The organism is Bartonella mastomydis (assembly GCF_900185775.1).
Classification (GTDB): domain Bacteria; phylum Pseudomonadota; class Alphaproteobacteria; order Rhizobiales; family Rhizobiaceae; genus Bartonella; species Bartonella elizabethae.
On the sequence record NZ_LT883136.1, the window covers coordinates 140,572 to 151,832 of the forward strand.

General features: G+C 39.0%; 10 protein-coding genes and 2 pseudogenes. 6 read left to right on the plus strand and 6 right to left on the minus strand.

What is annotated here, in order from left to right; translation table 11 throughout:
* The first annotated feature begins 143 nt into the window (after nucleotides 1–143).
* Both FJG96_RS00510 and FJG96_RS08905 read left to right on the plus strand, forming a co-directional pair.
* Nucleotides 144–974, plus strand: coding sequence for a ferredoxin--NADP reductase (locus tag FJG96_RS00510; protein WP_139412304.1), 831 nt, complete (start codon nucleotides 144–146; stop codon nucleotides 972–974).
* A gap of 27 nt (nucleotides 975–1,001) precedes the next feature.
* A pseudogene (locus tag FJG96_RS08905) lies at nucleotides 1,002–1,165 on the plus strand (ferredoxin--NADP reductase); the annotation flags it as partial.
* Nucleotides 1,166–1,185: 20 nt separating this feature from the next.
* Here the strand turns inward: FJG96_RS08905 and FJG96_RS08715 are convergent.
* Both FJG96_RS08715 and eda read right to left on the minus strand, forming a co-directional pair.
* Nucleotides 1,186–1,329 carry a hypothetical protein gene (locus FJG96_RS08715; RefSeq protein ID WP_180338203.1) on the minus strand — a complete coding sequence of 48 codons (144 nt, stop codon included), beginning with the start codon at nucleotides 1,327–1,329 and terminating at the stop codon, nucleotides 1,186–1,188.
* On the minus strand, nucleotides 1,326–1,991 hold the full coding sequence (gene eda, locus FJG96_RS00520; RefSeq protein WP_139412305.1) for a bifunctional 4-hydroxy-2-oxoglutarate aldolase/2-dehydro-3-deoxy-phosphogluconate aldolase: 666 nt from the start codon (nucleotides 1,989–1,991) through the stop codon (nucleotides 1,326–1,328). The genes FJG96_RS08715 and eda overlap by 4 nt, the downstream gene beginning before the upstream one ends.
* Nucleotides 1,992–2,103: 112 nt before the next feature.
* Here eda and trhO point away from each other — a divergent pair, with 112 nt between their 5' ends.
* Complete coding sequence (gene trhO, locus FJG96_RS00525) at nucleotides 2,104–3,021, plus strand: oxygen-dependent tRNA uridine(34) hydroxylase TrhO (protein WP_139412317.1); 918 nt, start codon at nucleotides 2,104–2,106, stop codon at nucleotides 3,019–3,021.
* A 1,246-nt stretch (nucleotides 3,022–4,267) separates the two neighbouring features.
* Here the strand turns inward: trhO and FJG96_RS00530 are convergent.
* The gene (locus tag FJG96_RS00530; RefSeq protein WP_139412306.1) at nucleotides 4,268–4,579 is read right to left on the minus strand and encodes a hypothetical protein; all 312 of its coding nucleotides are present in this window, start codon (nucleotides 4,577–4,579) and stop codon (nucleotides 4,268–4,270) included.
* A gap of 35 nt (nucleotides 4,580–4,614) precedes the next feature.
* On the opposite strand from FJG96_RS00530, the gene FJG96_RS00535 reads away from it, so the two are divergent.
* Both FJG96_RS00535 and FJG96_RS00540 read left to right on the plus strand, forming a co-directional pair.
* Nucleotides 4,615–5,748 (plus strand): type III PLP-dependent enzyme, encoded by a 1,134-nt coding sequence (locus tag FJG96_RS00535; RefSeq protein WP_139412307.1) that lies wholly within the window; start codon nucleotides 4,615–4,617, stop codon nucleotides 5,746–5,748.
* Nucleotides 5,749–5,826: 78 nt separating this feature from the next.
* A complete protein-coding gene (locus FJG96_RS00540; protein ID WP_139412308.1) occupies nucleotides 5,827–6,411 on the plus strand; it encodes a GNAT family N-acetyltransferase in 585 nt (194 codons plus the stop codon).
* A 786-nt stretch (nucleotides 6,412–7,197) separates the two neighbouring features.
* On the opposite strand, the gene FJG96_RS00545 is transcribed toward FJG96_RS00540, so the two are convergent.
* From FJG96_RS00545 to FJG96_RS00555, 3 genes are all read right to left on the minus strand, one after another.
* A complete protein-coding gene (locus FJG96_RS00545; protein ID WP_139412309.1) occupies nucleotides 7,198–8,769 on the minus strand; it encodes a DHA2 family efflux MFS transporter permease subunit in 1,572 nt (523 codons plus the stop codon).
* 42 nt (nucleotides 8,770–8,811) lie between these two features.
* Nucleotides 8,812–9,888, minus strand: coding sequence for an HlyD family secretion protein (locus tag FJG96_RS00550; protein ID WP_139412310.1), 1,077 nt, complete (start codon nucleotides 9,886–9,888; stop codon nucleotides 8,812–8,814).
* Nucleotides 9,889–10,042: 154 nt separating this feature from the next.
* Entirely contained in the window at nucleotides 10,043–10,435 is a 393-nt protein-coding gene (locus tag FJG96_RS00555) for a Fur family transcriptional regulator (RefSeq protein ID WP_139412311.1), read from the minus strand.
* A gap of 668 nt (nucleotides 10,436–11,103) precedes the next feature.
* Here FJG96_RS00555 and FJG96_RS00565 point away from each other — a divergent pair.
* Nucleotides 11,104–11,261: pseudogene (locus tag FJG96_RS00565) on the plus strand (ferredoxin--NADP reductase); the annotation flags it as partial.

An 11,261-nucleotide genomic window follows, 5' to 3' on the forward strand; every position in this document is an offset into this window, starting at 1 on the left:
TTTTCTTCATGCGATTGATTTGGACATAAAAGTGTTAATCTTAAGACTTTTGTTTTAAGAAAATTGTTGGCAGATGGTGATGCACGTACTATATCACGTCAGGGATTCGAAATTTAACGTTCAATAAAGATATGGGGAAGTGTATGAATACGTCTGCTACCAATGTTCCGTCAAACAGCAGCAGCGTTGCTTCAAATTTTCCGATTCCTGAGAATGTATACGCTCTTACTGTTCAAGAAGTTTATCATTATACAGATCGTTTGTTTAAATTTCGCCTGAATCGTCCGGAAAGTTTTCGTTTTCGTTCGGGTGAATTTGTTATGATCGGTTTGCCAAATGCAAAAAAGCCGATTTATCGTGCTTATTCGATTGCAAGTCCCTTTTGGGATGAACAGCTTGAGTTTTTTTCGATAAAAGTTCCAGGAGGGCCATTAACTGAGCATCTGCAAAAAATTAAAATTGGTGATACAGTGCTGATGCGTAAAAAACCTACAGGAACGCTGGTTCTTGATGCTCTTATTCCTGGAAAACGCCTTTATCTCCTTTCAACTGGTACGGGGGTTGCTCCTTTTGCAAGCCTTATTCGTGATCCGGATACTTATGAAAAATTTTCAGAAGTTATTCTTATTCAAACAACGCGTGAAAAGAATGAGTTGACTTATGCAAAAGACCTTGTTTGCTCTTTGCAACAAGATCCACTGATTGGGGAATATGCACAACAGTTGAAATTTTATCCTATGACTACGCGTGAACCTTCCGAGCATATGGGACGCATTACGACTGTTATGGAGAGCGGTGCTTTTTTTGAAACGACTGGTTTACCAAAAATTTCTCCTGATGAAGATCGCGTGATGATTTGTGGTTCTATGGCAATGTTAAAAGATTGTGCAAGGATGTGTGAAGGTTTTGGTCTTGTTGAAGGGGCGAATAATGCTCCTGCGACTTATGTTGTAGAGCGCGCTTTTGTAGAGTGATGGTAGGGGCTGGTGCTTTTTTAAGCAACCGGCTTGTTCAAAATTTCTCCTGATGAAGATCGTGTGATGATTTGTGGTTCTATGGCAGGCGTTAAAAGATTGTGCAAGGATGTGTGAAGGTTTTGGTCTTGTTGAAGGGGCGAATAATGCTCCCGCATCTTCATGTTGTAGAGTGCGCTTTTGTAGAGTGATGGTAGAGGCTGGTGCTTTTTTAAGCAACCGGCTTGTTCAAAATTTCTCCTGATGAAAATTGTGTGATGATTTGTGGTTCCATGGCAGGTGTTAAAAGATTGCGCAAGGATGTGTGAAGGTTTTGGTCTTGTTGAAGGGGCGAATAATGCTCCTGCATCTTCATGTTGTAGAGCGCGTTTTTGTAGGGTGAGAGGGAAGTTTTGATGCAGTATGCGCTAACGCACTAATCGAATCCCAGTCCTTTATAGCAATGAGCTGTTGGGGTGCTATCCAAGAGCCGCCAACGCAGAAGACGTTAGGAAGTTGGAGCCATTGTGTTGCACTTTTTTGTGTTATACCGCCTGTAGGGCAAAAGAAGATTTCAGAAAAAGGAGAGGCTAATGCTTGGAGGAAGGCAAGACCTCCAGCGGCTTTGGCAGGGAAAAATTTAAGATATGAATAGCCTTTGTCTAAAGCTTGCATGAGTTCACTTGGGGTCATTGCACCAGGAAGAAGGGGAATTTCACTATTTTTTGCACAATTGATTAATTCATTGGATAATCCAGGGCTTACGATAAATTTTGCTCCAGCTTGTTCGGCTTGTTCGTAGTGTGTTGTGTTAAGAATCGTTCCGGCTCCAACAATTGCTTCAGGAACTTCTTGTGTCATTATCTGAATTGCTTTGAGAGCATGGGGTGTTCGCAAGGTGATCTCAATTGTTTTTAATCCGCCTTTGACAAGAGCTCGTGCTAAAGGTACAGCATCTTGTAAATTGTCGATGGTCAAAATAGGTATAACGGTTTGTCCTTGGAGGTATGATAAAAGGGTTTCTCTTTTTTGGCACATAATGTTCTTTCTTCGAGAGGATATTATTTATATCGTTTGATTAAGCACAATATGTTAAAGAGTAAATGAATAGATCTTGAAATTGGATGAAACGCACGTTATGGCAAAAGACATGGAAAAGAATTTTAAAGTTGCTGCACTTTATTGCTTTGCAGATTTGAAGCATTATCGTCAATTACAAAAGCCTTTGCAGGATTTATGTCGGGCAAAGGATATCAAAGGGACCCTCCTTTTAGCACAAGAGGGAATTAATGGAACTGTTGCTGGTTCTTGTGAAGCGATTGAGTCGTTGATTGATTTTATTACGGCTGAGCCAGCGTTTCAAACGCCGGAGATTAAATATTCATGGGCATCAAAAATGCCTTTTCATCGCATGAAAGTGCGGTTGAAAAAAGAAATTGTGACAATGGGGGTTGAAGGGGTTGATCCGCTAAAAGTTGTTGGGACTTATGTGGAGCCTGAAGAGTGGAATGCTCTTATTCAAGATGAAGAGACAATTTTGATCGATACCCGTAATGATTATGAATATGCAATTGGGAGTTTTCAAGGAGCGATTGATCCACAGATTAAAACATTTCGCGAATTTCCTGAATGGGTGCGTCAACATGAAGCTGATTTGAAGAAGAAAAAGAAAATTGCTATGTTTTGTACAGGCGGTATTCGTTGTGAAAAATCAACAGCGTATGTTCGTGAACTTGGGTATGACCAAGTGTACCATTTAAAAGGAGGAATTCTCAAATATTTGGAAACAATTCCAAAAGAGGAAAGTTTATGGTGGGGAGAATGCTTTGTTTTTGATGAGAGGGTTTCTGTGCAGCATGGTCTTGAGGAATGTGGACGCGAGCTCTGTCGCGCATGTCGTTCTCCTTTGAATGCTGAAAGCAAATTATCGCCTCATTATGAGGAAGGTGTTTCTTGTGAGGCTTGTTATAACACGCGTAGTGAAGCGGATAGAGAGCGTTTTCGTGAGCGCCATAGGCAATTTCAATTGTTGAAGTTGCGTGCAGTTGATGCGCATCAAGGAACATAAGGATTACTGTAGCGCTTTAAATTTCAGCTTTTTTCTCTTAAATTTAAGAGAGAAGCATCTTTAATCTTCTTAGAAAAATATCGTATAAGACCGGATGTTATTCGGTCTTTTTCTTTACATTAATTTATTGATTGATAAATAATCATTATAGATTGTTCACTCTGCTTTATTTGATAGGAGATTGTATCTTTTAAATATTTTTCATTTTAAAATAGAAAACCCGTTGACGAACAGTCTAGGACATTGATTTATAATAATTTTACTTTTTTCATGTTGAATAAGAGATCTGAATATTGTGAGGGTTTTCTCATTCCAAGTCTGTTTCTATATTGAATCAATTAAAATCCATGTCTTTTGCACGTTACAAGCGAGGAAAGTCCTGTAGAGTAAAAGGATACAAGAAAGATATGCCTCTTATGAATCTTCTTAAATGTCAAGAGCTGTTGCACATTGGTTCAGTGCGTGATGATGATCGGCTTGCTCTTTTATGAAGCTTAAAGATGGTGAAACACAGTTGAGTTATACCATATCGGCTCTATTATACAGTGATTTTGCATGATCTCTTGCTTTAAGGATAGAGTGAAATGGATGTTGAAAGTACGGATATTTTTTTAGGATATCAGTGAGCAAGATAAGGGGTGTTGGGGGAAGGATATCGTTATCTTTAAAGATGCTGCTGCTTCAGCCCAGATATCCCCAAATTTCAATGTTGGGATTCCTTGCATTTAATAAGAGATATTTTACTCCTTTTTCAACTATTTTGTCGCCACACGCTGTTTTATACTTGTTATGTGTAAAGACATGATTTTGGTTGATGCATTGTAAGAGAGGGGGAAATGAAAGTATTTTAAGATTGGATTTTTGATCTAGGGTTAGAATAATGAAAGTATCAATTATAAATGAATGTGTTGAGTGTGATATGTTGCGTTGTTTTCTATGGATGATGTTGGAAAAATAGAATGGGAAAGCTAAACAAGAGGCGTTTTTAAAGCAAAATTGTGATTTCTGTTGTACGGATTGTGTAGGGGAGTGATCTCATAAAAGTGGGGGGATGGCTTTGTCTGGTGGCGGAGAGTGTTGCTTTTTAGCATCATGTTCTCTTTAATAATTAAAAAATGTTTAAAATTAAAAAAATGATTGAAATGAGAAAGGATTCGTTTTATAGGTCTCCTTGCCCAAAGTCGCACGTGCCTGTGGGTGTCCGCTGGTTCTCAAATGGTGAGGTCAACCGGTACGGTACCTGGAACTAACCGCTCCAGTCATTCTTACAGCCAATTGCAAGAATGAGGACATCTTGAAGCAACGACGGTGCGGGCCTTTCTGGTGTCTTCCAGTTTTTAAATGCTGGGATTACTATAGAGGCACACCTCATTGCCTTCAGTGCGGAAGTGGTTTTCTCAACTCCAATCAAAAAGGCAGATAAAGTAGAATGACGCGGTTTTCGCGCTGTTCTTTCGCTGCATGCAATGCTAATTTCTGGTTTTTTGTAATCAGAATAGGGATGGTTGTTGTGTGTTCTTTGTCTTTTGGTTCTTGGAAGTTTTGGCTGTCCAAGCATAGAGTGGGGGAGCTTTCCCTCGAGGAGAATTGCAGATGGCAACGCAACGTATTCGCGATTTTCTTGCAACACATCGTTCTGAGGGTCCATGCTTAATTGTTGACCTTGATGTTGTCCGTGAAAATTATTTAAATTTTGAAAAAGCGCTTCCGCAGTCTCGTATTTTTTACGCAATAAAGGCAAACCCAGCCCCTGAGATCTTGCGTTTGCTAAGTTCTTTAGGATCTTCTTTTGATGCGGCTTCTGTTGCAGAAATTGAAATGGCTTTAAAAGCAGGGGCAACGGGTGAGCGTATTTCTTTTGGGAATACAATTAAAAAAGAGCGTGATATTGCGCGTGCCTACGCATTGGGGGTTTCACTTTATGCCGTTGATTGTGTTGAAGAAGTGGAAAAAATTGCGCGTGCTGCTCCTGGAGCGCGGGTTTTTTGCCGCATTCTTACCGATGGAAAAGGTGCAGAGTGGCCATTGTCACGCAAGTTTGGTTGTGTCCCTGCTATGGCGGTTGATGTGCTAAAACGCGCACACCAATTAGGTTTGCAAGCTCATGGTGTTTCTTTTCATGTTGGATCTCAGCAAGTTGATCTGAGTGCGTGGGATCGTGCTTTATCGGATGTGGCTGGGGTTTTTAAAAATTTGGAACAAGAAGGTATTTCACTGAAGTTGGTGAATATGGGGGGTGGTTTCCCAACGCGTTATTTAAAAGATGTTCCTACAGAACAAGCTTATGGTACGGCAGTTTTTGATTCATTAAAAAAGCATTTTGGTAATCGTATTCCTGAGACAATTATTGAGCCAGGGCGTGCGATGGTTGGCAATGCGGGTGTTATTCGCACAGAAGTTGTTCTGATCTCTAAAAAAGCTGATAATGATAATGTCCGATGGGTTTATCTTGATATTGGAAAATTTAATGGTCTTGCTGAAACGATGGATGAAGCCATTCGTTATCCTATTGAGACCCCTCATGATGATAAGGTTATGGAGCCTTGTATTTTAGCTGGACCAACATGCGATTCGGCAGATGTTCTCTATGAAAAAACACCTTATCCGCTTCCTTTATCTCTAACGATCGGAGATAAGATATTGATTCATGGAACGGGTGCTTACACAGCAACTTACGCATCTGTTGCCTTTAATGGTTTTGAGCCTTTACGATCGTATGTGATCTGAAATTTCCTTGTAACGATAGGTGTTTTTAGATTTTTTTGCTGTGCTTGTCATTGCACTATAAGAGGGTGGGTCATCGAGATGAACATGATTAATTTTCAAACAAAAAATGGGGCATGTTTTACACTTTTATTGGAGCAAGAAGCAGACAAGCCTTATCGAGAAATTTTGCTTGATGCAACAATGGGGCGTGGACGTAAACGTAAGTCATCAGAGGCTTTACGTCGTGGTCGGTTAGCGGCTAAAGGGCTTTCTTTTGTGGTTAAAAATGCGCTTGGTGAGCTTGTGGGGAGTGTGCGTCTTTGGCATGTGTCTTTTTTTAAAGAAAAAAATGAAACACAACATGCTTTACTTTTGGGACCTTTGGCTGTTGCTGCTGAATGTTCTGGTATGGGAATAGGATCAATTTTAGTCCGCCATGCAATTGAAACAGCCAAAAAATTAGGATATGGCGCTATTTTATTGGTAGGAGATTTTGAATTTTATCAACGTTTTGGTTTTTCAAATCGCTTAACAGAAAATTTGGCAATGCCTGGTCCTTACGAAAAGCATCGTTTTCAAGGCTTGGAACTGATACCACACTATCTTTCTGGTTGTTATGGCACTTTGGTTGCGAGCGGAGAACGAGCCGTTTCTAGGCGCTTTCAGCATCATAAAGTGGCTTGAAGATTGTATTCATTCCGTTTTTCAACCCTGTGAGCATTAAAAGAGAGCCTATTGGCAGGCAACAAAGGGTTTGTACAGAGCATAAAAAAATAAAATCACATGTTTGAAAACTTCTTAAAAAACATATTCTTACTTCTTTTCTCTAAAGAGAATAGCTTCTAAAGACAATGTTTTTCAAATGGTATGAGCGTGTCGAATACAGGATTCTCATTTCAAATTTTATATGAAGAATCAAAAAATCATTGCTCTATATAGAGTAGCAGCCTCTGATCGTAAGGAAATGGGGAGGTAAATAAAACTCAAAAGAATCATCAATCTTTTATGAAATACTTCAAAGAAAGAGGGGACCATGGAAAATAGAAAAAGAAAAAGGTGATCTATTCTGGTAAGCTTAAAAAGAATGAAACGCACAGAATCTTACAGGATCGTTTTTATGAGAACAGTAGCATAAAATAGATTGCCCAAAAGATAAGCTCTCTCATGAGAGGGAAAATATTCTTTTAATAGTTTTTCTGCCCTATGATGAGAAATAAAAAATTTTGTAGAAAGAACTGCTTTATTTTTTATGGTGTAGAGCCCTTATGATCAAGTCTTTATTATACTATCTTCTCATCTAAAATAATTTTTCATATGAGAAGTTATTTTTTACTGTCTAAAGAGTCATACATTACAAAGAATTTTTATCAGAAAAAATCGTTTGGAATCAGATGCTGATTTATCTTATCTCTTAAAAGACAATAAAGTTATCAAGAATAGTAATAAGGTATTTCTCACTTTAAATTAAACTCAGTGGCTTGGTGTCGAATCAGTGAGGGGTGGTATTTTTTTGAGAAAAATGGTCATAAATGTCAAAAGACCAAAGATGATGGTGATGATAAAGAAAATATCACTCAAAGCCATAATCGTTGCTTGGATGCGCGCTACACCAAATAATTGAGAAAGAGCAAGCGTATACGAATCAAAGGTTTCTGTTTTGAAGAGTAAAGTAAGCTTTGAAAGAATTTCAGTTGCTTGTTTATTTGCGTGATTGAGCGTTTCGGCTATTCGTTCGTAATGGAAGTCTGTGCGTTTTGTCATGAGAGTGCTGATAATGGCAAGCCCTACAGCTCCCCCCAGATTCCGTGTGAGATTAAAAAGTCCAGAAGCATTTTGCATGCGTTCTGGCGGAAGTGTTCCCAAGGCAATGTTATTAACAGGAACCATACATAACATGACAGAAGCACCACGGAAAACTTGTGGCCAAAAGAGTTGCCAAAAATCCCAGTTGTCTGTGATAGAACTTGCCATCCAAGTTCCTATTGCAAAGCCCAAAAGTCCTATCGCCATCATCAAACGTGCATCTATTCTTGCGGAAAGATATCCGGCTAGAGGGGCGGTTAATAGCATGACGAATCCTGAAAGAAACAATGTTTCTCCAATCATGAGGGCATCATAATGGCGGATTTGGCTCAAATAAACAGGATAAAGATATGTGAGCCCATAAAGACCTATTCCCAAAGAAAAGGAAAAAATGGATGCAGCAGAAAAATTAAAATTAGAAAAAGCCGTAAGATCAACAATAGGCTCTTTTGCCGTAAAAGCACGCCAGAAGAAGAGGGCGGCAGCAAGAATCATGATAATGAACAAATCCCGAATCAGCCGATCATTTAACCAATCATGGCGTGCTCCCTCTTCTAGTACATACTCTAAAGTTCCTAGAAAAATAGCCATAGAAATGAGTCCCAACCAATCAAATTTAGCCATGAGAGATGGGTTTGCTTTATCAAAATCAATTAATTTCCAAGCGAGAATTGAAATAATAATCCCAAAAGGCACATTGATGAGAAAAAGCCAGTGCCATGATAAGAGATGACAAAGATATCCCCCAACCGTTGGACCAATCGTTGGGGCGAGTGTTGCGACGAGTCCAACAATAGGCACGACGACTGGACGTTTGGAAGGCGGAAAAAGAACATAAGAGGCGACAAAAACGCTTGGGATAATTCCTCCACCAATAAAACCTTGCAATGCACGGTAGATAATCATCTCTCCAATGGATGTTGCTGTTGCACAAAGAATAGAGGTAAGCGTAAATCCAATTGCCGAGATCGTAAAGAAAACGCGTGTTGAAAGCAATCTTCCTAAGAAGCCAGAAAGGGGTAACATGATGACTTCAGCGATGAGATAAGAGGTTTGAACCCATGAAATTTCTTCAGAGCTTGCAGCAAGACCCGCTTGAACTTCTGCTAAAGAAGAGGCAACGATTTGGATATCCAAAATAGCCATGAACATGCCAAAGGCCATAACGATGAAAATCACAATGTTACGGATTTCTATGCGCTCTTGAGACTGTATGGGCTTTGGTATGGAAGATGTCATAATAATAAGGTCATTTTCTTGTTGTTATAAGAGACTTTTATCTTATGGTTGTGTGCGTGTATCAACTTCTACTGAAACACTCATTCCTGCTCGGATATGACCGGTCTTTAAGACTTCTTCTGGGATAGAGATCCGTACAGGAATACGTTGAACGATTTTGGTGAAATTACCAGTGGCATTTTGTGGAGGAAGAAGAGAAAAAACAGCACCAGTTGCGGGTGAAATAGAGAGCACTGTTCCTGTAAAGACCTCCTTTTTGAAGGCATCAACAGCAATATAAGCCTTTTGCCCCGCATGAATATCTTGTAACTGTGTTTCTTTATAGTTTGCTTCAATATAAAGCGCATGGATAGGGACTAACGCTGCAAGACGTTGACCATTTACGACAAAATCTCCCCTTTTTGCTGTTAAATTTCCTATAATTCCATCAAATGGCGCGCGTATAATGGTTGAAGCAAGATCACGTTGTGCTTTTTCACGTGAAAGCTCTAAGCTCTTGGTTTGGCTTTCTGTTTCACTTCGTTGTGCTTCTAGTACTTGGATATTGGCACGTGCTGCAGCGATTTGTGCATCCGCCCTATTAACATTGGCAATGGCTTGTTCATAGGCTGATTGGGCATCATCAACATCTGATTGAGGAGCATAACGATTGGCTTTCAGCTCTGTTACACGTTTTAAGGTGCGTTGTGCATTGGTTGCTATGGCTGAAGCGGCTGCTTTTTGCGCTTTTGCATCATCTAAGCTACTGTGAGCAGCTGTGATTTGTGCATCAATGCGTAGAAGGGTTTTTTTCTGTGTGTTAAGACGCGCTTTTGTTTGATCTAAAGCTATTTGATAATCACCATTGTCTAAATAAAATAAAACATCGTCCTTTTTTACAACTTGGTTGGCTTTAATCGCAATTTTTTCAATATATCCATTTAATTTAGGCGCAATAGCTGCGATATCTCCTTGTACATAGGCATCTTCAGTGGAGAGCATATAACGCCAATGTGTTATCCACTTATAGCCAAACCAAAGCACAAAAAGCGCAAAGACGATAAGAAAAGCCTTAATTATCTTCTTTTGTTTCGTTTTATTGAAATTTTTGGTTGAAAAAATTGTCTCAGCTATAGACATGATTTATACTTTCAATATTTATGTTCCAATGAGTATAATAAGCCCATCACTGTAGGTTAGAGTGATATACGTGCAAAGACGATAAGAGCTTTTCAAACAATGAGGCAATCCTCAAAGCATAATGCTAAATATATGAACTTGCAAGTTCAAGGATTTATTTTGTTGCGCACTTTCTACAAAGACCTCGTACTTCTAGAGTGCTTTTGTGGGCTTGGAAGTTAACAGCTTGAACCATTTGTTTTAAACTTGATACAATCGTTTGATTTTGTATTTCATTAACTGTGCCACAGTTTTCGCAAATGATGAAAGTTGTAAGTTCATGTTGACATTTTTCAGGGTGTAAACAGACCATAAAGGCATTTACACTTTCAAGACGATGAACACATTTTAATTGTACGAGTTTTTCTAATGCACGATAAACTTGGAGAGGGGCGCGAAAACCTTCTTCGCGTAATTGGTCAAGAATCGCATAAGCACTTAAAGGCCCTTTTGCATTCTTTAAAGTGTTCAAAACCAATGTTTGGTTACGCGTCAGTTTAGAGGACATTGATATCTTCTTCCTTTTGCTTTCATGGAAAATCATAAAGCGTGTAAGGTGTTTATGCAATGGTGATTATAGAAGATGTAACCTGTCTTTGAGTCTTTTACATGATGCGCTTCGTTTAAGGAGGTTTATAAGCATTGTGAGAGGAGGGGATCTTATGATCTAAGAGTCGCCATTATCCGGCAAAAACTTTCATGCAATTCGTCTTTATGATTGATCGGTTTTGGTTATTTATGTTTTTTTAGAAGTGTCTTTTTTTTCTTAAGTTCTTCTGTTTTTTAGGTTTTATATATATAATTTTTGGTAGATCTTTTATTGAAATAGTTTTTTTTGCTTTTATATTTTATTTTAGAAAAAAATTAAAAATGATATTGACTCTTTTGTTGAAAGAGTACTATATACGCTGAGTAACGAGAGCGGTTTCTGCTTGCGATGGTTGGTTTTGCTCTTGTTTTATGAACTAAGACTTATCATATATGCGGTGTTTTGCCTTTTGGGTTTATATTTTACGCTTTTTAGTGTATGGTATTTTTNTATGGCAATGTTAAAAGATTGTGCAAGGATGTGTGAAGGTTTTGGTCTTGTTGAAGGGGCGAATAATGCTCCCGCATCTTCATGTTGTAGAGCGCGCTTTTGTAGAGTGATGGTAGGGGCTGGTGCTTTTTTAAGCAACCGGCTTGTTCAAAATTTCTCCTGATGAAGATCGTGTGATGATTTGTGGTTCTATGGCAGGCGTTAAAAGATTGTGCAAGGATGTGTGAAGGTTTTGGTCTTGTTGAAGGGGCGAATAATGCTCCCGCATCTTCATGTTGTAGAGTGCGCTTTTGTA